Raw genomic sequence first — 21,360 nt, 5'->3', positions numbered from 1 at the left:
ATTTAATTCTACCTACGAAACATTCCTACGGAATGAATTGTTTCTGAGAATATACAAAACGTAATTCGCATAAACTAAGCAAAAGAAAATCTACAAAAAAAACTGATTTTTAAAGTTAAATAGGCTATTGGGCTAAATTATGCGCTGCTAAAATTGATTCGTCTTGCAAAAACACGAATAATTACAGATTAATTTAATGACCATTAGTTTATTCAATTTTTAAATATTCCGTAGGAATATCTGGTCGGCAGAAAAAAAATATGTCATTTTGCATTGTGTTCCAGAGGAACACCTGGTTTTATAAACAGGATTCTCTTTTATAAATCAAACGTTCCTACGGAACGTAATAACCGCAATACAAATTTAATTCTACCTACGAAACATTCCTACGGAATGAATTGTTTCTGAGAATATACAAAACGTAATTAGCATAAGCTAAGCAAAAGAAAATCTACAAAAAGAAACTGATTTTTAAAGTGTAATTAGTTTATTCAATTTTTAAATATTCCGTAGGAATATCTGGTCGGTAGAAAAAGAATATGTCATTTTGCATTGTGTTCCAGAGGAACACCTGATTTTATACAACAGGATTCTGTTTTATAAATCAAACGTTCCTACGGAACGTATAACCGCAATTCAAATTTAATTCTATACATGAAACATTTCTACGGCATGAATTAAATAATTTCAGCCGGACTTAATAGTTTGATTTGGTCATCGTTCTAACACTTATTTCTGCAAGATCATTTTTCTTTTTTTCTAAAAATTTTAAGAAAAGCAGTATCTTGCCGTACCAACAAAAGTGTCAGTTTATAAATTATGGATAGTCCGGTTGAAATTCCTTTTAAAAGCTTTATTCAGCTTAAACCAGAAGAAAGCACAGCTATTTATTTGCAGCTTGTTTTTGAATTTATCAAAGCCATACAAACAGGCTTTCTTCCCGAAGGCACCAAACTTCCTGGCACCAGAATTTTATGCAAAGTGCTTTCTGTTAACCGAAACACTTTAATCAAAGCTTTTCAGGACTTAGAATCGCAAGGCTGGATTGAAACACTTCCGAACAAAGGAACTTTTATTTTATCGCAGCAAAAACAAAAAAACAAAGCTGAATTTACTGTTTCGAAAGAACAAAATATACCGCCAGACAATATTGGTTTTAATTTTCAGCGTTCTACGATTCTTGAAAGTCCAATAGAAACCAGTAATCTTCCCTATCAGTTTAATGATGGAATGCCCGATTTACGTTTGGTGCAAACCGATGTTTTGGCAAGATTATATGTTTCGAAATTAAAAAGACGAAAAACCTCTAAAACCTACGAACAGATAGAATTGCGTTCGCATTCGAATTTTAAAACTCATTTTTCTAATTATCTTAATCTTACCCGCGGAGTTCGTATTTCGACTTCAAATCTTCTTACGGCAAGCAGTCACGAAATCGCTTTGTATCTAGTTACAAAAGTACTTATTACTCCAGGCGATAAAGTAGTAGTTGCCTCGCCGGGATATTATATGTCAAACATGACGCTAACCAATACGGGAGCGCAGATAATTTCTATTCCGGTAAATGAAGACGGAATTGATACCAAGCGTTTAAAAGAAATTTGCGAAACAACCAAAATCAGGGTTTTATACTTAACATCCAATTATCATTATCCAACGACTATTTCGCTTAGCGCTAAAAAAAGAATCGAAGTTCTGGAATTGGCCAATCAATACGGATTTGTGATTTTGGAAGACGATTACGATTTTGAATTTCATTACGACAACAATCCTGTTTTGCCTTTGGCCGCTTTTGATTCCAATCAGAAAGTGGTTTATATTGGCTCTTTCGGAAAATCATTGCCATCAGGATTTAGCTATGGTTTTGTAGCCGCGCCTGCCGAGTTTATCAAAGAACTCGAAAAACATCAAAACATTCTCGAACCAAGAATTGATGTCATAAAAGAACAGGTTTTAACCGAATGGATTACCGAAGGTGAGGTGCATCGTCTTTCAAAGAAAAATAAAAAAATCTATAAAGAACGACGCGATCATTTTGTTTCGATTCTTAATGATAAACTAAAAGGTAAAATCAAATTTAAAATACCACCAAGAGGATTGGCAATTTGGGTCGAATGGCTGGATCATTTTAATCTAGTACAGTTTCAAAAAGAATGTTCTAAACAGGGTTTATTTCTACCCAAAACCATTTTATACCAAACCAAAAATCTTACTGCTACACGCTTAGGATTTGGGAATTTGGAAAAAGAAGAAATGGAAAAAGCGGTTTCTATTTTGGGCGAATGTCTTGCCATCATCACACAATAACAAACACTTTAAAGTACTGACAATTATATAAATTGTAAAGTTAATCCTATAACACAAAAAAGAGCTGTTGAAAGTAACTTTGATAGAGAGTTTTAATTCAAAAAAACTTATTGAATTTTTACGTTATAATTGATCTTCTATTGTTATGGAATATCAAAACAGTATGGGTAAAGAAGTACCAATTTCGCCACTCAATACACTTATTTCAGGGGTTATCAGTGGTGTAATTGGCATATTCAGCTGGATTATTCGATTTAAAAGTAACCAAGTATCAACCCCCAATTGACTTTAACGGTTGCGATATTCAGCTGTTCTTTGCCCATATTTTTTTGCAAAAAAAAAGACCTCAATAAATGAGATCTTTTAATTGTAAATAGTGTTTTCTTACCAGCCTTTTACTGCTCCGCCTTTAAATTCTTGTTCAGCAGCTTTTTCTACTTCTGGAGATTGAAAAGCTTGTAAAAACTGTTTTACTTTTTCTTCATTTTTATTGTCTTCACGGCTTACCACCAAATTCACATAAGGAGAATCTTTATCTTCAATAAATAAAGCATCACGAGAAGGAACCAATCCAGCTGCAGAAGCAAAAGTATTGTTGATAATAGCGATAGAAACATTTTGATCATCTAAAGCTCTTGGCAATTGAGGCGCTTCCAATTCTAAAATTTTTAAGTTTTTAGGATTGCCAACAATGTCTGTTACTTTTGGCAATAAACCAACGCCATTTTTCAACTTCAATAATCCGTTTTTCTGTAGAAGCAATAAAGAACGTCCGCCATTTGTTGGATCATTTGGAATAATAATGGTGCTTTCGTTTTTTAATTCAGAAAGGCTTTTTATTTTTTTAGAATAACCAGCAATAGGATACACAAATGTATTTCCGATAATGGCCAATTTGTAGCCTCTTTGTTTGGACTGTTCATCTAAATACGGTTTATGCTGAAAAGCATTTGCGTCAATATCGCCTTGGCTTAAAGCTTCGTTTGGAATAACATAATCGTTGAAAGAAACCAGTTCTACTTCCAATCCGAATTTTTCTTTTGCCACTTTTTTAGCCGCTTCAGCCACTTTCAATTCTGGCCCAGAAGCTACACCCACTTTTATAAAATGAGGATCGTTACTTTTACTTTTTCCGCAATTGGATAAAACAAGCGCCAAAGCCAAAACCCCAGCTATTTTTAAAATATTTCTTTTCATAATAATTACATCTTTTTAAATTTTAAACTTCTAACATTTCACGTTCGACTTTCAGCTTTTGACTTTTGACTTTTGACTTTTGACTTTCGACTTTTGACTAACTTTTATCTATGATCAAATCTTTTTGACAATCTATCTCCCGCAAACTGAATCACGAATACTAAAATGACCAATAAGGCCAAAACTGAGTTCATTGTTACGGCATCATAACCAATATAACCGTACTGGTATCCAACTTGTCCTAAACCGCCTGCACCGACAGCTCCGCCCATTGCAGAATAACCTACGAGAGTGATTAAAGTAATTGAAGCTGCATTGATTAAAGAAGGTAAAGCTTCTGGCAACAATACTTTATACACAATTTGCAAAGGAGTTGCTCCTAAAGCTCTTGCTGCTTCAATTAATCCTGAAGGAAGGCTTAACAGACTATTTTCTACCAAACGAGCAATAAATGGCGCCGCACCAATACTCAACGGAACCAAAGCGGCACTCACACCAATTGAAGTTCCAACTATAGCGCGTGTAAACGGAATCATCCAAACGATTAAAATAATGAATGGAATAGAACGAAAAACATTTACCATGATTGATAATGTTCTATTTAAAACGGGCTGCTCCAGAATCTGATTTTTACGAGTTAAGAACAATAAAATTCCTGTTGGAAGTCCTAACAAAAAACCGAAAAAGCCCGATACAAAAGTCATAACAATGGTTTCCCATGTTCCTTTTAACAATAAATCTATAAGAGAATCAGACATAACCTATTATTTCTGTTTTAATGTGTTTTGAATTAAAATATTGAATGGCAGCATCGTAATTTTCGCGTTTTCCTGAAAGTTCAATCAGCATTACACCGAAATTCACTTCGCCAGCCTGATCCATTTGCGCGCTTACAATTTTGAAATCGGTATCAAAAAGTCTTGAAACTTCTGAGATAACAGGCTCGTTAACCGATTTTCCTGTCATTTCCAATTTCAATAACGGATTCAGATTTCCGTTGTCTTCTTTTTGCAATTTATCCTGATAAACAGATGGAACTTCAATATGAAGCGAAGAAGAAATAAATTCTCTTGTCAATTCATGTTTCGGGTCGGCGAAAATTTCTCCCACACTTCCCTGCTCGATCAATTTTCCGTGACTGATAACCGCAACTTCATCACAAATCGATTTTACGACTTCCATTTGGTGTGTGATCAATAGAACCGTAATATTGAGACGTTTGTTAATGTCTTTCAGTAAATTTAAAATCGATCTTGTTGTTGCAGGATCCAATGCACTTGTCGCTTCATCGCACAATAAAACTTTCGGATTATTGGCTAAAGTTCTTGCAATAGCAACTCTTTGCTTCTGACCTCCTGAAAGGCTTGCCGGATAATCGTTGGCTTTTTCTGCCAATCCAACCAATTGCAATAATTCTAAAACACGAGTTTTGATTTCGCTTTTTGAAGTTCCAGCCAATTCTAAAGGAAAAGCCACATTTTCGAAAACTGTTCTTGAAGAAAGCAGATTAAAATGCTGAAATATCATCCCGATTTGTCTTCTTTCAATCGCCAGTTCTGCGTTTGATAACTGCATCAAAGCTTTTCCGTCAACGATAATTTCGCCAGAAGTTGGTCGTTCCAACAAATTCACGCAGCGAATCAGCGTACTTTTTCCTGCTCCGGAAGTTCCAATTACACCAAAAATTTTCCCTTCAGGAACCTTTAAAGAGACATCAGACAAAGCAGCAACAATTCTGTCTTTCTGATGAAAAGTTTTGGTTACATTTTTTAATTCAATCATTCTTTACAGTTTAAAAACAAAAAAGCCTTCCATTAATTAGTTGAAAGGCTTTCTTGAAATAAATTTTATCATTTTATATATTAAGCCAGATCAATAAATACCATTACAATAGCACAGCACATCATGCTGTAACGATAATAATTATTCATTTTCTGGTTATCTTTCTTCATAGCGAGTGCAAATTTAAATAGTTATTTCCAATTTTTAGCTATAAATCCTTAAAACTTTTAATACCCTATCAATGTAGTAGGTTATTTTAAAATTCCAATCATTAAAACCCAAATTCCAAATTTCATTTCAATTAAAAAAAAATCCCAAATTCCAATTTGCTCCGAGACTTCGGAATTGGAATTTGGAATTTTTAAAATTGAAATTTAAAACCTAGTTATTTTGTTCTGAAATTGCTGATTTGTTCAGTTTTACGATTCTAATTTTCTTATTGGTATTATCTGATAAGAAGATACGATCATCAAGCTGTGCAGTTCCTACAATAGTCCCAAACTTATTCTCGCCAAAAATATCTGAAGCATTTAAAACCGCTTTGTAGTTCTTTCTGATAAATTCTTCTTTTGGATACAATCTCAAATACGATGTGCTTCCTTCATTTTCTGAAGTTACAGCCCAATCTTTACTGAAAGAAACTGCAATTGGTTTTATGTCTACAAGCGGCATCTTATCTGGTTCAATAGGAGTTGTCAATGAATTTTTAGCATTTGCTTTAATATTTGCAATATCATAATACAAATAACTTTTGGCATCTCTTCCTGCAACCACAAGATTTCCGCCATACACATCCATAGAATATACTTCTGTATAGCCATTTAAAGTATTAAGTTTTGCAATAGGCTCTAAATTCCAGTTGCTTGTCTCGGTAATTTGAGAAGTTTCAAATACTTTGATGCTTTTTTCTTTCTCTTTTACAAACACCAATCCGTCTTTTACCACAACACCAAAAACGTGCACAAAAGTCTGCCACCATTGTCCATTTCCAACCGTACTGATTCCAGCATTTGTCGTTTCATCAAAAACAAATAATCTAGATTCTGTACTTCCTACATAAATACGGCCGTTATCAACAGCAACCGAAGTTAAACTTGTCAACGGAATTGTCGTTGTTCCTTTTGTATATTCTTTAATTGTTTTAATATGCGCTAATGTCAGAGCATTAAAAACTTCTAAAACATTTCCGTTAATAACATATAATTTTTCGTTTGCAACTGCAATTCCTTTTGGATCAAAAGCCTCGGTACTTCCTGGAATATTTTCTGCTGTTATCGAAGCTTCATCAGTTGGGTAATAATAGCTATAATCTTTGGTCTCATTGTCGTCTTTGCTGCAATTGGTAAAAAAGCAAAGAGCAAATATCAGGGGCAAAATATTTTTCATCGTTGTTTTATATTTTAATTCCATTTTCCTTCGCCTTTGTATTTGACTAAAAATGGATTTTTAGGGTCTATTTTAAATACTGGTTTTTTATAAGTTCCAGTTACATATTTTGTTTTCGCATACGTTTTTAAAACGTCAGGATCTGTAAAAGGAAGATCATTCAAATGAATTAAATATTTATAAAAATCAGTCAGCATTCCCTGTTGGCCTCCGCCTTCTCCACTGTTTGCCAAGTTACTGCTGTGGCTGAAACCAATATGATGTGAATATTCGTGCGACCAAACAGACATTTCTCCAACCCAATGTCCAGTTACGTAACCCGATTCCCATTGTGATGCCAGATTTCCTCCGCCCCAAGCAGAATCTCCTCCAACCATTGCCATCCAAACCGTTCTTTTATCTAGATAATTCCAGTATATTTTTTCGATTTCTTCTTTAGAATAATAATCGTAAACACCATCTACATCATCGGCATTTCCGTGCCAGTTTAATGCGCCATTTATTCCAGTTCCAGCTGCAGCCGCCTGTTCTTGTTTGTATTTATCAAAATTGGTAAATGTGCTGTAATACAACGGATGACTCAACGCATAAGAATAATTGATAATCATAGTGATTGCTTCTTTTGCTAAAGCAGGATTCATCGGAAGGAATTTACCTAATTCATTAATATGGTATCCATCATGAAACTGAACTAAATGATTTGATTTTATCTTTTTGAATTTTTGAAATAAAGGATCATCCGACTCTACAGAAAATTGAATGGCTCCCGAAGAAAATCCTTCAATTTTCTCGATCGTTACGGTACTTCCCGTTTCTAGTAAATAATCATTTGCCTTTTCTGTTAAAGGAAGTTTATGAAATGAACGATGAAAAGCTGGGATTTTAGAAAACGTATAAATCACAAACTTTTTATCATAGTTTGGCAATTTTGCATAGATTTTCACATTTGTAAGTCCGACTGGAGAATACAAAGAAATCTGTACAGAATCTTTTCCTTTCTGAATAACCTGAAGCGGTTCATTTACTCTAAACCAACGGTCGGTTTTGTCATACATTTTTGAAGGACTTTCGTCATCTTCAAACATAGTCATAGGTTTATTTTCTGCAGGTAAAGTTGTGGCATCTATAGTTGGCAGATAATTCGGCTTGTACGAATCTGCATCGTCACTACAGCCCAAAAAAATACTTGCCAATAGGGTAAATACAAAAAAGTGAGTGTTTTTTCTCATCAGTATGTCAGTAGGTTTGGGGTTAAATATCCGTGCAAAACTATAAACATACTTTGTATATACAAGCAAATTGCAAGAAAAATACCAATCAAAAGTTTACTGAAAATATTTTTTTAATAAACTCCCACTATACTTAAAGGTCAGGTTTTAAAGTTTCTATTCCCTAAAATCTAAAGTTTTGATTGTAGCTAAATCAGAATCAAATTGTACAAAATTTGCAGGAAAACCTATCTTGATTTTTCCTACTTTTTCTTTCATGCCAATTGCAGCGGCAACTCTTGTGGTTGCCATTTTTATTGCTTCATCGGCAGAAACATGTAGATGATTATAAGCATTTTGTACAGCTTCTGTCATTGAGATTGATGCTCCCGCAAGATTTCCGTCTTCGTTTCTGTAAAAGCCGTCTACTAAATGAGCATCAAAATTATCCCATTTAAAATTGGCTACTTTTCGTCCTAAAAATGTAGCATCACTGATTAAGAAGAATTTTTCTTGTTTTAACTTATATGCAATTTTAGCAGCAGCATAATCACAATGCACACCATCTAAAATTACTGGAGCATAAACTTCTTCGTTTTCAAAAACTGCTCCCACCAGTCCTGGCTCACGATGCCCAAACTGCGTCATGGCATTGAATAAATGTGTTACAAGATTGATTCCTTTTGCGAAATATGGCTGTGCTTCTTTATGTGATATTGTCGAATGCCCGATTGAAATTGTGATACCGCTTTCAATCAGCATATTTAATTGTTTTTCTGTAAAACATTCTGGAGCTATCGTAATGACTTTGATAACGTCTTTTCCTTTGCTGATAATTTCTTCCAATTCTTCATCAGTCGGTTTCCTAACCTGATCGATGCTATGTGCTCCACGTCTTTGCGGATTTAAAAATGGCCCTTCTAAATGCATTCCGATTACGCCATTCTGATATTTTTTCATGTAATTGCGAACCGCTTCAATTCCTTCTAGAATGGTTTCTCTTGATGAAGATATCAAACAAGGTAAAACATGCGTTGTGCCATATTTTATACTGGCATCGTAAATATCCTGGATGGTTTCTTCATTGGGAGTCTGGCTGAAGTAATATTTTTCCCCACCATTAATTTGAATATCTATAAATCCTGCCGAAAGATGATTTCCTTTTAAATCAATTGTCTCGACATCGTTTGGAATTTCTTTCTGCACCGAAATAATAGTTCCGTTTTCTACAACCACGACTCCATTTTCTATTATTTCTTCCCCTGTGTGTACGACAGCATTTATAATCGCTTGTTTCATTTTGTTTATTTCTTATAACATTCCAAAGTTAAATATTATAAGCTTTAAGCAAAATAAACTCTTTTAAAATCACGAGAAATAATTTGGTTAATCTGCACCGCCATCGACACTATCAAATGTTTCGCGTTCTTTTGGTTTTACGCTATATTTTAATGAAACCATTGGCCCGTAGTAAACATCAAATTGAGTTCCGTTTGTTCGCAACTGCATCTGACCGATTACTCCCGCTAAGAAATGAATGTTTGGTGTAATTCCAGCAGTATAATAAACCGATAACCTGAAAATATCAAAATGTTCATCGGCATAATCTTTAGAGGCAAATTTTAGCATCAATTCGGTATAATATCCAATATTAGGCGCTAGAAAAATTGGTTTTTCTTTGCTTTGTCTCAAATAATGATTGACTCCAAAACGGGCTCTTATTCTAGGTATTGTCTGGTGATTGCCGTTTCTGTCATCAAAAAACTTGGTTTCAAATCGCACTTGTTCAAAAAGAGATCCTTTTGGCATTTCCTGAGTATAGGTTCCCATAACGATAAGCCTGTTTTCTAAAGTTTTGTAATTTCCCGCTTCTTCTATTGCATATTTCTGATTGTGTGCATATCCTAGCCAAAGCTTCATATTTTTTAAACCAGAATAAACAATCCAAGGTCTTATTACTTTTCGCTGTGTATATTCAAAAGGATTGCCGTTTGTGTAAGCGCCTTGTGTAACGAGCTGCATATCTGCCTGACCGCTTAAATGCCATTTTTCTATCAGAGGAAATGCAACGTCAACTTCGCTTATAGATGCCGGAATAAATCCCATTGTATAAGGAGCGTCTTGGGCTTCTAAAACCTGAGAAAGGATGACGCAACAGAATATAAGGAAACTTCTTTTTAATAAACTCATAACGGTCAAATATTAAATTACAGGGCTTCGAAATAGGAAAGTCAATCAAATTTAAAGAAAGAAGCATTTCGTGTTTTAAAAAAGCGGTTTCATGTTATAATATGAAACCGCTTTTTCAAACATTTTTTCAAAACAAAAAAGCTTTAGACAAACATCTAAAGCTTTTTTAAACTCAAATTCTGAAAACTAATAAAGCAGACAGGTACAAAGCTGACTGTTATTTTTGTGTACACCTGATATTTCGCCCCTCTGGGGCTATTTTATAGATCAAACATACATTTCTATAAATATTTTGTCCCACTGGGAGTACTTATATATAGTCCTGCTGGGACTTTTTACAGCTCTGTAAGAGCGAAATATTTATAGCTAAAATCTATGCTCCCTAATTCAGAAGCTCCAGAGGAGCGACATATTAGATTCCTATAAATTTCAACTATCCAATTATCCATCGAAATTTATTAATCTGGATTGGCCAATATTTTGTACAATTCGGCATTCGACAGATAAAACTGATTCTCTAAACTTATTTGCGATAATTTTGCGCTAACCAAATTGTTTTCTCTTGAATTGATTAAGAAAATCGAACTTTCCCCAAAAGAAAATAGTTTCTCTTCTGAATTCAGCATTGTCATATAATCTTTTACCAAATTGTCGATAACGACTTTTTGTTTCCTTAACGAAGCTATTTCAGTCTGCTGCGCTTTAATTTTATTTTTAAGTTCCAAGCGCTGTTGTCCAATATCAAACTGCATATCCTGAATTTTCAGTTTTGCCATTTTCAAGCTTCCGCGTTCTTTTCTTAAGAAAATCGGGAAACTGAAATCGATATTAAACTTATAATCATCAGCATTGAAATTATTCCAATAATTGGGTTCTGAAATATAGTTGTAACCTACATTAATCTTTGGAAGCAACGAATTGGCTTTTAATTGTCTATTAACTTCTAGAATATCCATTTTAGTTTCTAGAGATTGAATTTTTGGGTGCGAATCTAACGATTCCACATCGACCATCATGGCATCTGTCTTTAGAGTTTCTTCTATAGTCTGAATTAGATTTTGCTCTGGTTTCACCAAATCTCCCAATTCAACTGGAACATTTTCTATCCATAAAAAATTAGCCAGTTTCAATTTTGCTTTTGCCAGTTTTAAGTTTCCATTTTCAACGTTCAATTCTCTATTTCGCACTGTAATTTTAGCTTCAACGCTATCAATTGCTGGTGCATCTCCAGCAGCGATTAGTTTTTTAACACCTTCAAAACGAGTGCTGGCAAAACCTAGATAATTTTTATACAATTCGGCTTCGTTGTAGCTTTTTCTCCATTCAAAATAAGCTTCACTTGCCTGATACAATACTTCGATCGCTCTTAATTTTCTTTGAGCATCACTTAGTTTTACATTAAGTTTTCCTTCTCTAACATCGGCCATTCTTTGGTTAATAAACATTCCCTGACCAAGAGCCACACTAACTCCCAAAGAAGTCAAACCTGCTTCTGGCGTTTTATTTTGCGGGTTAAGATATTGCCCTTCTGCATCGTCAAAACCAGCTTTAACTTCAATCCCGTACCAAGTCGGAATTTTGAAACTGCTGTTTAATAGCGAATAATATTCTGTGCCTTTAAATTCTTTCTTATTATAATCTACTTCAATTTTTGGATCAAATCCGCCTCGAGCCAGCATCAATTTTGCCTGAGCATTTGTGACTTCAAGATTGGCTTGTTTTACCAAAGGATGGTATTTTTTTACATATCCCAAATACTCGATAAAAGTAAGTTCCTCTTGATTAAAATTCTGGCTCTGCAGTGTAGAAAAACTCAATAGAAATAAGAAAGAAAACAATTTTACAAGATTTCTCATTTTACTTTTTCTCCTTTCCTTTTTCTTCTTTTTCCCCTGAATTATAATAGTTTGGCGGAAAACCATTTAAGTTTCGCCAAATCTCATACCATACCGAAACGGTTTCCAACAATGCAATACTCTGTGCACCAGCACCAATACTCAACTCTTTTGGCCAATGGCGATCTTGTCCATCTGGCGAAACCAGAATTCTGTATTTTCCGTTTGGACTAATAAAATTCTCTATGGCTACAACTTTACCCCCGTAAGTTCCATAAGACAATCCTGGCCATCCAGAAAATACGATTCTAGGCCAACCATCAAACCAAACGCGAACTTTTGCACCTTTATGCACCAAAGGCAAATCGATTGGATCTACATACGTTTCTACCGCAATATCATATTTAGATGGCATGATGCTTACTACAGGAGTTCCTTCTTTAATTGTTTCTCCAAGACCAGCCAATAAAGCACGGTTTACATAACCGCTTTGTGGCGCTGTAATGTAATACAAACCATTTCTAAGTCTGTAATTAGTATATTGGTTTTCTAGTTTGTTAACCTGAGCTTCTGTATCGTATTGCGTGCTTAAAGCAGTAAACTTATCGCTTCTCGATTTTGATATTTTCTCAGCATATTCAGCCGTAATTCTATTGATTTCTACTTTTGCATTTATCAATTCGTTTTTACTGCTCAATAATTTATTTTCCTGTGTAATCACATACGCTTCTGACTCTTGCAATTTTAATCTTTTCTGCTCGACATCTGTCATTGGTTTTAAACCTTCTTTATTCAAAGCAGTCGAACGGTCAAATTGCGTTTTTGCAATTCGAAGCTGTGTTTTTACCGCAACCAAATCCATACTGTCACTTTTTATTTTAAGCTGTGACTGGCGAATTTTATTTTGCGCTTGCTGCAATTTCAATTGCCTTTCCGTATTAAGCGATTGTGCCTGAACATCAAGAGAGTTTACTTTATCTCCATACGATTCTGCCGCCATTTTCTTGGCATCTACCTGCTGTTTGGTATTGTCAACCAAATTAGGATCCAAGTAATCTTCTTTGATCTCAGAAATGTAAAGAATCGTATCACCTTTTTTTACATAATCTCCTTCTTTTACAAACCATTTTTCAATACGTCCGGCAATCGCATTATGAACCGTTTGCGGTCTTTGATCTGGTTTTAAAGTGGTAACAGAACCCGTTCCCGAAATATTCTGTGTCCAAGGCAGAAAAAGACAGGCAACACCAAAAAGCAAAAATCCGATTATGACTTTGTTTAAAATTTCGTAATGAGGTCTTCGGGCAACGCTTGTAATCGATTTGTATTTGCCCGGCGTTATAAGTACGTTGTTATCTTTAGATAGGTTGAGCATGATTAAAGCTTTATGTCGTTAATAATTTTTCCGTCATCAATCGTAATCATACGACTGCATTTGCTTTTCCAAATATCATTTTTAGAAGTTACAATAACAGTCCAGTCGTTTTCTTCAGAAAGTAAAAAATCAACAATTTTACTCGAAGTAATTTCGTCCATTTTATCGACTGGATCTTCCAAGAATAAGATATTTGGTTTACCCACAATACTTCTGGCCAAAAGAATTTTTTGAACATCAGAAGCAGAAAGTTCACGACCTCCGGGATGGATTTGATTCTCCAATCCGTTTTCGAAAGTTTTAATGTATGGTGTCAGTCCAACATTATCTAAAGCCCATTTTAAATCATCACTATTTAATTCTTCATTTCCAAAAACAATATTCTCGCGAATGGTTCCTGCAAAAAGTGTATCGCCCTGCAAATATGTTCCTGCTTGTGCTCTATATGTATCTTCATTAAGACGATTCATATAATTATCAGTCACATACATGGCGCCGCTTTCTGGTTCTAATACACCCGAAAGAAGTCGTAACAAGGTACTTTTTCCTGCACCATTTGTTCCTGTAAGAATGATTTTCTCTCCCTGAGAAATTTTCAGATTAATATTCTTAAGCGATTTTTTATTGTGTTTTGGATAAATGTAGCTGATACTTTCGGTTTCGATATTGATTCCTTTTTCAGTTTTGTCTGAAGTCTGCGGAATGCACGAAATTTCCATATCGGTCACCTGCCCTATTTTTTCAACAGACGTCAATACATCATAGAAAGATTCCAATCCGAAGATGATTTTTTCTACCGAATTGATCAATAATACAATTACAATCTCAGCTGCTACGAACTGCCCTATGTTCATTTGGTGGTGAATTACCAGAAAACCACCGATCGATAATAAGGCAGCAGTAACAATTACTTTAAAAATAGTAAGCTGAATGTATTGTTTCTTCATTACCTGAAAGTGCTTTTCACGGTAATTGACATAATTGGTTACATAGCCGTCATTTCTTTCCAAAGCGTATTCAAAAGCTCCTTTTCTGCGAAAGCTTTCTCTATTTCTCGCAATTTCCTGAAGCCATGCTGCAACCTTATATTTAAATTTCGATTCGTTCAAACTGGTTTCTAAACCGTCTTTGTACGAAAATTTAAAAATGACATATAATATGACAATAAAAAGGAGTCCGATTACCATGAAGAAAGAATGGTAAAGCACCAATAAAATGATTCCCAGACCAACCTGTAGGAAAGCTGTACAGAAATCTAGCAACAATTTTGCTGTTCCTTTCTGTACCATCAGCGTATCAAAAAAGCGATTGGCTTTTTCTGGAGCATACTCCGAGTACATTTCTTTAAATTTGATTAAGGGCATCCTATAAGCAAATTCAAATGAAGAACGAACAAAAATTCGCTGCTGCAGATTCTCTACAATACGAAGCTGTAAAATGTTCAGCACTCCGCCAAAACCTACGCCAACCGTAACCAGAATCACGAGAACGATCCACGAGACGCTCAGCTGTCCGCTTTGAATAAAATTAATAATGGCTTGGATTCCCAAAGGCAGAGAAAGATTTACTAACCCTGCAAACGCAGCATAGAAGATAATTTGATACACATCGCGCTTATCTAGCTGCAATAAGTTGTAAAATCGTTTGAATGGTGTCATGAATTTAAGTATAAATACAAGATTATTACATAGAATAAATATACGGCAAAAACCGCAGATATGGATTAAGATTCTCATCCTAATCCTTAAAAAAACAAGTATTTACGAATTCAACCGAGGAGGCGGTATGTCTATTTTACCATGAAAACCAAACGAGAAGATTGTATTATCAATGTACTTTTTCCCTTCTGATTCTATTAAAAAATAAAAATTAGGCATCAGTGATTCTGATGAAACTAAATATTCCATTAAAGGAATTCCTTTTGCCAATTTAGCTGTTTTGGTATCTTTTGTTTTGTAGTCTTCCAATTCTTCTGGAACTCCATCACATTTAAAGATTTTTTTCAGGAAATTACACGTAATGCCTTTTACCGTATAAGTTTCAGCATTATCGCTTAAGATTCTGCCAACACTATTAGAAATGTTTAAACTGCTAATTAGAAAATAGCCGACTAGTAACGCCTGAAGGCATTTACATAAAAAGCTATTTTTAATTTTGTTCAACATACTCTAAAAGGCTAAAAGTTTAATTAAATCACATCTTTTTTGAATCAAAATGTCAATGATTTAAGGCATTTACTGTAATTTTTATGAGGGCGCAAGTTAGAGCCTATTTTTTTTTAGAACATTAAAATAACATTAGAATTTAGAATGATTCAAAACTTTAGAATTATATTAACAAGGCATTCTTACACCGCTATCGGAATTATGTAACGACCAACTGCAATTCTATAACTTCTACTAAAATGGGTGTTTTACTTTTGATGTTCGAAAATTTTGACAAAGAATATTAAAGTAGTGAAACCGTGTTACCTATTAAAGAAACTCCATATATAAACGATTTAATACAGAATCAAAACATGATCTACGCTAAGAATGATTTGATGCGATTTTTAGACGCACAAAACAAATTGTATTTGACTGCTCTTTCTGAAATTAAAAAAGGCAAAAAAGAAACGCACTGGATGTGGTTCATTTTTCCGCAGATTAAAGGTTTAGGAAAAAAGCACTATTTCTGATTATTATGCGGTAGCCGATTTAAAAGAAGCAACAGAATTCTTAAATCATCCGATTTTGTCAAAACATTTAATTGAGATTTCGAAACTTTTATTGACTTTAAACAAAAAATCAGCTGAAGGAATTCTGGGAGATTTAGGCGCCAAAAAACTGCATTCTTCTATGAGTCTATTTGTTCAGGTAGAAAATGCGCATCCTGTATTCCAGCAGGTTTTAGATACTTTTTTCTTTGGGCATTTGGATCAGCTGACTTTAAATTTTCTACCGATGAAATGTTCCTAACGAACAAAGAAATATGTAAAAAAGCGGCTATCACATTTTGTGATAGCCGCTTTTCTGATTTTTTTACTTTTCGTAATTTTATAACTGGCCTCCTGTTTTTTTGACGTATTTCAGTACATTATAACTTTTACAAAAAAAATAGAAAACGTTCTTTCCAACTAATAATAAACATTCATAATTATATTCGATTTCGAACTATCAATTATTTTTTCTAGTCTTTTAAAAAACGCTTCGCTTACCATTGGACAACCTTGACTAAGCGCAATATAATGATCTTGTTCTCCTTCTGGAACTGCAGAATACGAATGTAATACAATCATTCTCTTTGTCGCATTATTGTTAGTATTATCCAATCCTTTTAAAACATAAGCTTTACCAAAAATCCCTCTATAAGATTTCCCTATCGAATAACGTCCAAGCGAAGTACATTTTGAGTTAGGTATGTTGCTAAATTTTAATTCTCCCCTGATAGCCGTTTCTGAACCCGAACCATTTGCCACTAAACCTTCATCAATAATAGTATTGTTTTCCAAATCATAAACAAAGAATCTGTTTTTGCCCGACTTAATTTTCATATCAATAAAAAATGCAATTTTTGAATTATAAGTTCCAGAAGCAATCATTGCTTTTACGTTTTCAAGCTGTTGATTAAAACGTTCCGCATCTAAATTCATTTCTGTTTTATCATTTGGTTTTGGATTGCCAAAAATACAGTTTACTATAAGCAGCATCATATTTACTATTTTCATAAATTTCTCATTATTAAAACATTAAAAATCAATTATTTGATGACGCAAAATTAAAATGAGAATTCTAAAAAAATGTTTCGTAAAAGTCTAAAAAACAATAAAATAAGATTTTTTTTTCAGCAAAACAGCATATTGTTTTTTCGTTAAAAAAAGTTAATTTTGGACTACTAAAAAAACTCATTTTACCAATAACAAACAGTCCAGATGCTTCGCCCTTGGCCTTTAGAAATTCAGCTTGATAAAAAATCAGATAAAGCCATTTACCTGCAGATTGCCGATGCTGTAATTGATGCTATAAAAACTGGAAAACTCGTAAGCGGAAATGCACTTCCAGGCAGCAGACAGCTTGCCGAGTTATTGAAAGTAAATCGAAATACGGTGGTAGAAGCGTTGGATGTTTTGATTGCTGAAGGCTGGCTCATAACGATTGACCGAAAGGGGACGTTTGTAACCGATTCTCTTCCATCAATTCATCATTCATCGCAAAATAAAATAGATCCGAAAATTGTTATTGAAGAACCTAAAAGTTTTTTAGTTTTTGATGACGGGCTTCCCGACAGCCGTCTTGCACCAATGAATGATCTGGCAAGAGCGTATCGAGAATTGTTCAGCCGAAAATCGCGCTGGCAGATTATGGGTTATAGCAGCGAACTGGGAAATTTAGAGTTTAGAAAATCTATTGCTCAAATGCTGAACTTCAAACGCGGTATGAGTATTTCGCAAGATCAAATCTGTATTACACGCGGAAGCCAAATGGCAATGTATCTCGCTTCGCACTGTATTTTAAAAACGGGAGATTTTGTTTTGGTCGAAAATCCAGGCTACAAACCTGCTTGGGAAGCTTTTGAAAATGCGGGTGCAACGTTACTTCCTGTAAATGTTAATTCGGACGGATTGGATATCGATCAAGTCGAGAAATATCTTCAGAAATATTCAAATATAAAAGCGATTTATGTTACGCCTCATCACCAGTTTCCGACAACGGTAACGCTTTCTCTAAAAAAGAGACTAAAACTGATTGAACTTTCTAATCAATACAATTTTACGATTATTGAAGATGATTATGATAATGAATTTCATTTTGGACAGCGCCCAATACTTCCTATTTCGAGCTATTCGGCTTTGAAAAACTATATTTATATTGGCACCTTCAGCAAAATTGTTGCACCAGCGCTTCGTATAGGATATTTAGCAAGTTCTCATGAAAATATCCAGAAGATCGGAAATCATAGAAAAATAATCGATGTTCAAGGAGATAATATTATGGAAGAAGCAATTTTAAACCTCATCAACGAAGGCAAAATAAAGCGTCATCTTAAAAAAGCCAATTTGGTTTACAAAAGTAAAAGAGACTATTTTGAAAGCTTGCTAAATCAACATCTTAAAGATAAAATCACTTTTACAAAACCCGAAGGCGGACTTGCTTTTTGGATTGTTCCCAAAGAAGAAATTGACGTTTTAGACATTTTTGAAAAGCTAAAATCTCAAGGCATTCAGATTATGAGTCCAAGCCGTTTTAGTTTTGATGAACCCATTAGAGGTTTTCGTCTGGGTTACGCTTCTCTCTCAGAAAAACAAATGGAAGAAGGAATTAAAGCGATTGCTAAATTATTTAACTAAAATTAGACGCGGATTTTAAGGATTTGCTATCGCAAAGACGCGGAAAAAACCTGATTTTAAAAATCTGCGTGAATCAGCGTTTTCTCGATAGCGAATCTGTTTTATCTGCGTTCTATTATTCTAAACTACAAAAATTAACTGCATAAAAACAAACCAAAACTAGACGCAGATTTTACTGATTTGCTATCGCAAAGACACGGAAAAAAACTGATTTTAAAATCTGCGTTAATCAGCATTTTCGCGATAGCGAATCTGTTTTATCTGCGTTCAATTAATTTAATTGCAAAAATTAACTGCACAAAAACAAACCAAAATTAGACGCGGATTTTAAGGATTTGCTATCGCAAAGACGCGGAAAAAAAACTGATTTTAAAATCTGCGTTAATCAGCGTTTTCGCGATAGCGAATCTGTTTTATCTGCGTTTAATTAACTTAACAACAAGTTAATTACAATTTTCCATTTCAATAATAGAAAATCCATTTGCCCGAATCTGATTTTCAACCTCAATTGGCGCTTTATCAATGTGGCAAAAACGACATTCTTTAGAAGATAAAGTCTGTCCTTCCTGCGCTACACTTTTCAAGTATATTTTACCATATTCATATACTTGTTCTGCATCATTAATATTTTCATCTACCAAAATATCAAAGTGCATAATTTTTCCGTCTTTGCGGGTTACATAAGTATCCCAAACTGCTATTTTCATTTTTTTAAGGTGCTAAGATTCTAAGTTACTAAGGTTCTAAGTTTTTATCTATGCAAATTTATATTGGTTTTCGTGGTGTCAAATCATCCAGTTTTTTCATTTTTTGAAACATACTGGTCCAGTAAGAATTTATGGTTTAGACATAGTTTTGCAGTATGAAAAACGATATAATTTTTAATTTAATTAAAGTCCATCAACGCATTGAAAATGCTTGCAAAATTGCCAGCAGAAATCCTGCTGATGTTCAACTTTTATTGGCAACCAAAACGATTCCCGCAGAAAAAATTCGAATCGCGATTGAAGCCGGAGAAACTTTAATGGGAGAAAACAAAATGCAAGAATTGCGAGATAAAAACGATATTTTGCAAAATCTTCCAGTCGAACGCCATTTTATTGGACATCTTCAAACCAATAAAGTGAAGGATGTACTGAAATACGTTACTTGCATTCAATCTTTGGACAGAATAAATCTGGCTGATGAATTGCATAAACAGCTCCAGAACCAGAATAGAAAATTAGATGTTTTTGTGCAAGTCAACACCTCTTACGAAGAAAGCAAATTTGGTTTACCACCAGAAGACGTTTTATCTTTCATTAAAAAAATAAAATCATACGAAACCTTAAATATTAAAGGTTTAATGACAATTGGTTTATTAGATGTGGAAAAAGAGAAAATGATTCCGTCTCTCAGACTTTTACGAACTATTCGCGATGAAATTTACTGGGAAGGAATTGAAGGGCTAACCGATTTAAAGCTTTCTATGGGAATGTCTCAAGATTTGGAACTTGCCATTGCCGAAGGTTCTAATATGGTGCGAGTTGGCACTTCGATATTCGGAAACCGCTTTTTAGGAAAAGAAATCTGGAACGAAAACATTGCAGAATAAAACTTAATTTTGCAGCAAATAATAAGCAGATGAACCTGAATGATCTTACCGTAATTGATACTGAAAAAATTGCTTTAGACGATTTATTTTTTAGTGATGAAAATAAAGCCACTTTGCTTCAGATTATCAAAGAACATCAATATATTGAAGAATTAAAAAAATACAATCTTAAGGTTGACAATAAAATTTTACTTCACGGAAGTTCTGGCTGCGGTAAAACGACAACGGCAAAAGCAATTGCCAATACCTTAGGCAAAAACATTATTATTGTAAACCTCAGCACTGTTGTCGATTCTAGAATTGGTGAAACTTCTAAAAATCTGAAAGCCATTTTTGATAAAGCCATTAGAGAAAGAGCGGTATTATTTTTAGACGAATTTGACCAGATTGGAAAAAGCCGAGACAGCGATGATAAAGATGTGGGCGAAATGAGACGTTTGGTCAATACCATCATTCAGCTTTTTGATTATTTCCCTGCTGATAGTTTATTGATTTGTGCCACCAACCATTACGAAATAATTGATAGTGCTTTATTGCGAAGATTTCAGCTTCGCTTGAAATATGAAATGCCTTCAGAAAAGCAGCTCAATATTTATTATGATAAAATTTTAGGCAGTTTTCCAGAGCATTTCCAAAATATAGAAAGACGTTATGCTATTTCTTATGCTGAGGCTTTAGATTATATCAATACGACCATGAAAAAGCAGATTATTGCGGCATTGGATTCAAATAAAAATGTATAAAATTCGACGCAATTTCACGTTTCATTTATTTGTTCCGTAGGAACATTTCATCGGTAGAAATTTAGATCGACACCATTGTTTTACGTTCCGTAAGAACGTTTGATTTTAACATCGTTTTTTAATAATATCACATATCAAACGTTCCTACGGAACGTAATTGGATGATCACCATTTGTTTTCTACCGATGAGACGTTCCTATGGAACGTAAACCTCCATTGTAAATTTTTATTCGACATTCCTACGGAATGAAAATGCTATTTTAAAACACACAAGAGTTCAAATCTTCGATGGAAAATATTCCGTAGGAACATTTCATCGGTAGAAATTTAGATCGATGCCATTGTTTTACATTCCGTAGGAACGTTTGATTTTAACATCGTTTTTTAATAATATCACATATCAAACGTTCCTACGGA

At 34.2% G+C, this 21,360-nt stretch carries 19 protein-coding genes; 6 read left to right on the top strand and 13 right to left on the bottom strand.

Translation table 11 applies throughout. The features are described 5' to 3' along the window. Positions 1-819: 819 nt before the first annotated feature. On the top strand, positions 820-2,307 hold the full coding sequence (locus DM397_RS01060) for an aminotransferase-like domain-containing protein (RefSeq protein ID WP_111375787.1): 1,488 nt from the start codon (positions 820-822) through the stop codon (positions 2,305-2,307). A 384-nt stretch (positions 2,308-2,691) separates the two neighbouring features. Here the strand turns inward: DM397_RS01060 and metQ are convergent, their stop codons facing one another. The 11 genes from metQ to DM397_RS01005 form a co-directional block, all read right to left on the bottom strand. Further along, a complete protein-coding gene (gene metQ / locus DM397_RS01055; RefSeq protein ID WP_111375786.1) occupies positions 2,692-3,504 on the bottom strand; it encodes a methionine ABC transporter substrate-binding lipoprotein MetQ in 813 nt (270 codons plus the stop codon). Positions 3,505-3,608: 104 nt separating this feature from the next. Continuing rightward, positions 3,609-4,262 carry a methionine ABC transporter permease MetI gene (locus DM397_RS01050; protein ID WP_111375785.1) on the bottom strand — a complete coding sequence of 218 codons (654 nt, stop codon included), beginning with the start codon at positions 4,260-4,262 and terminating at the stop codon, positions 3,609-3,611. Next, a complete protein-coding gene (gene metN, locus DM397_RS01045; RefSeq protein ID WP_111375784.1) occupies positions 4,255-5,286 on the bottom strand; it encodes a methionine ABC transporter ATP-binding protein MetN in 1,032 nt (343 codons plus the stop codon). The genes DM397_RS01050 and metN overlap by 8 nt, the downstream gene beginning before the upstream one ends. Positions 5,287-5,667: 381 nt before the next feature. Continuing rightward, positions 5,668-6,672 (bottom strand): NHL repeat-containing protein, encoded by a 1,005-nt coding sequence (locus DM397_RS01040; RefSeq protein WP_239457762.1) that lies wholly within the window; start codon positions 6,670-6,672, stop codon positions 5,668-5,670. Between the two features lie 14 nt (positions 6,673-6,686). After that, complete coding sequence (locus tag DM397_RS01035) at positions 6,687-7,901, bottom strand: hypothetical protein (protein ID WP_111375782.1); 1,215 nt, start codon at positions 7,899-7,901, stop codon at positions 6,687-6,689. 156 nt (positions 7,902-8,057) lie between these two features. Further along, on the bottom strand, positions 8,058-9,179 hold the full coding sequence (gene nagA / locus DM397_RS01030) for an N-acetylglucosamine-6-phosphate deacetylase (RefSeq protein WP_111375781.1): 1,122 nt from the start codon (positions 9,177-9,179) through the stop codon (positions 8,058-8,060). Between the two features lie 87 nt (positions 9,180-9,266). Beyond that, positions 9,267-10,070 carry a DUF2490 domain-containing protein gene (locus DM397_RS01025; RefSeq protein ID WP_111375780.1) on the bottom strand — a complete coding sequence of 268 codons (804 nt, stop codon included), beginning with the start codon at positions 10,068-10,070 and terminating at the stop codon, positions 9,267-9,269. Between the two features lie 458 nt (positions 10,071-10,528). Continuing rightward, positions 10,529-11,926 (bottom strand): TolC family protein, encoded by a 1,398-nt coding sequence (locus DM397_RS01020; protein WP_111375788.1) that lies wholly within the window; start codon positions 11,924-11,926, stop codon positions 10,529-10,531. 1 nt (position 11,927) lies between these two features. Continuing rightward, a complete protein-coding gene (locus tag DM397_RS01015) occupies positions 11,928-13,280 on the bottom strand; it encodes an HlyD family secretion protein (RefSeq protein WP_111375779.1) in 1,353 nt (450 codons plus the stop codon). Between the two features lie 2 nt (positions 13,281-13,282). Next, on the bottom strand, positions 13,283-14,938 hold the full coding sequence (locus DM397_RS01010; protein ID WP_111375778.1) for a peptidase domain-containing ABC transporter: 1,656 nt from the start codon (positions 14,936-14,938) through the stop codon (positions 13,283-13,285). 102 nt (positions 14,939-15,040) lie between these two features. Further along, on the bottom strand, positions 15,041-15,445 hold the full coding sequence (locus DM397_RS01005) for a hypothetical protein (protein ID WP_111363002.1): 405 nt from the start codon (positions 15,443-15,445) through the stop codon (positions 15,041-15,043). Positions 15,446-15,744: 299 nt separating this feature from the next. On the opposite strand from DM397_RS01005, the gene DM397_RS24205 reads away from it, so the two are divergent. Beyond that, complete coding sequence (locus tag DM397_RS24205; protein ID WP_394364551.1) at positions 15,745-15,957, top strand: DUF1810 family protein; 213 nt, start codon at positions 15,745-15,747, stop codon at positions 15,955-15,957. Then, on the top strand, positions 15,950-16,237 hold the full coding sequence (locus DM397_RS01000) for a DUF1810 family protein (protein ID WP_394364552.1): 288 nt from the start codon (positions 15,950-15,952) through the stop codon (positions 16,235-16,237). Before DM397_RS24205 ends, DM397_RS01000 begins: the two co-directional genes overlap by 8 nt. Positions 16,238-16,395: 158 nt before the next feature. On the opposite strand, the gene DM397_RS00995 is transcribed toward DM397_RS01000, so the two are convergent. Then, a complete protein-coding gene (locus tag DM397_RS00995; protein WP_111375777.1) occupies positions 16,396-16,986 on the bottom strand; it encodes a murein L,D-transpeptidase catalytic domain-containing protein in 591 nt (196 codons plus the stop codon). Between the two features lie 204 nt (positions 16,987-17,190). On the opposite strand from DM397_RS00995, the gene pdxR reads away from it, so the two are divergent. Continuing rightward, a complete protein-coding gene (gene pdxR, locus DM397_RS00990) occupies positions 17,191-18,606 on the top strand; it encodes a MocR-like pyridoxine biosynthesis transcription factor PdxR (RefSeq protein WP_111375776.1) in 1,416 nt (471 codons plus the stop codon). A 443-nt stretch (positions 18,607-19,049) separates the two neighbouring features. On the opposite strand, the gene DM397_RS00985 is transcribed toward pdxR, so the two are convergent. Beyond that, positions 19,050-19,313, bottom strand: a complete 264-nt coding sequence (locus DM397_RS00985; protein ID WP_111375775.1) for a DUF2024 family protein — start codon at positions 19,311-19,313, stop codon at positions 19,050-19,052. Positions 19,314-19,468: 155 nt separating this feature from the next. Here DM397_RS00985 and DM397_RS00980 point away from each other — a divergent pair, with 155 nt between their 5' ends. Together DM397_RS00980 and DM397_RS00975 are read left to right on the top strand one after the other, a co-directional pair. Continuing rightward, entirely contained in the window at positions 19,469-20,200 is a 732-nt protein-coding gene (locus DM397_RS00980; RefSeq protein WP_111375774.1) for a YggS family pyridoxal phosphate-dependent enzyme, read from the top strand. 29 nt (positions 20,201-20,229) lie between these two features. Next, positions 20,230-20,943 (top strand): AAA family ATPase, encoded by a 714-nt coding sequence (locus tag DM397_RS00975; RefSeq protein WP_111375773.1) that lies wholly within the window; start codon positions 20,230-20,232, stop codon positions 20,941-20,943. Positions 20,944-21,360 lie beyond the last annotated feature (417 nt).

This window comes from Flavobacterium nitrogenifigens (genome assembly GCF_003254565.1).
Taxonomy (GTDB): Bacteria; Bacteroidota; Bacteroidia; order Flavobacteriales; family Flavobacteriaceae; genus Flavobacterium; species Flavobacterium nitrogenifigens.
Note: the sequence above shows the minus strand (reverse complement) of the source record. Positions and strands in the feature narration are given on the sequence as shown.

Bases quoted from the DNA above. Each gene is read 5' to 3' on its own strand.
- DM397_RS01060 (WP_111375787.1), top strand. From the start codon at position 820: ATGGATAGTCCGGTTGAAATTCCTTTTAAAAGCTTTATTCAGCTTAAA.
- metQ (WP_111375786.1), bottom strand. From the start codon at position 3,504: ATGAAAAGAAATATTTTAAAAATAGCTGGGGTTTTGGCTTTGGCGCTT.
- DM397_RS01050 (WP_111375785.1), bottom strand. From the start codon at position 4,262: ATGTCTGATTCTCTTATAGATTTATTGTTAAAAGGAACATGGGAAACC.
- metN (WP_111375784.1), bottom strand. From the start codon at position 5,286: ATGATTGAATTAAAAAATGTAACCAAAACTTTTCATCAGAAAGACAGA.
- DM397_RS01040 (WP_239457762.1), bottom strand. From the start codon at position 6,672: ATGAAAAATATTTTGCCCCTGATATTTGCTCTTTGCTTTTTTACCAAT.
- DM397_RS01035 (WP_111375782.1), bottom strand. From the start codon at position 7,901: ATGAGAAAAAACACTCACTTTTTTGTATTTACCCTATTGGCAAGTATT.
- nagA (WP_111375781.1), bottom strand. From the start codon at position 9,179: ATGAAACAAGCGATTATAAATGCTGTCGTACACACAGGGGAAGAAATA.
- DM397_RS01025 (WP_111375780.1), bottom strand. From the start codon at position 10,070: ATGAGTTTATTAAAAAGAAGTTTCCTTATATTCTGTTGCGTCATCCTT.
- DM397_RS01020 (WP_111375788.1), bottom strand. From the start codon at position 11,926: ATGAGAAATCTTGTAAAATTGTTTTCTTTCTTATTTCTATTGAGTTTT.
- DM397_RS01015 (WP_111375779.1), bottom strand. From the start codon at position 13,280: ATGCTCAACCTATCTAAAGATAACAACGTACTTATAACGCCGGGCAAA.
- DM397_RS01010 (WP_111375778.1), bottom strand. From the start codon at position 14,938: ATGACACCATTCAAACGATTTTACAACTTATTGCAGCTAGATAAGCGC.
- DM397_RS01005 (WP_111363002.1), bottom strand. From the start codon at position 15,445: ATGTTGAACAAAATTAAAAATAGCTTTTTATGTAAATGCCTTCAGGCG.
- DM397_RS00995 (WP_111375777.1), bottom strand. From the start codon at position 16,986: ATGAAAATAGTAAATATGATGCTGCTTATAGTAAACTGTATTTTTGGC.
- pdxR (WP_111375776.1), top strand. From the start codon at position 17,191: ATGCTTCGCCCTTGGCCTTTAGAAATTCAGCTTGATAAAAAATCAGAT.
- DM397_RS00985 (WP_111375775.1), bottom strand. From the start codon at position 19,313: ATGAAAATAGCAGTTTGGGATACTTATGTAACCCGCAAAGACGGAAAA.
- DM397_RS00980 (WP_111375774.1), top strand. From the start codon at position 19,469: ATGAAAAACGATATAATTTTTAATTTAATTAAAGTCCATCAACGCATT.
- DM397_RS00975 (WP_111375773.1), top strand. From the start codon at position 20,230: ATGAACCTGAATGATCTTACCGTAATTGATACTGAAAAAATTGCTTTA.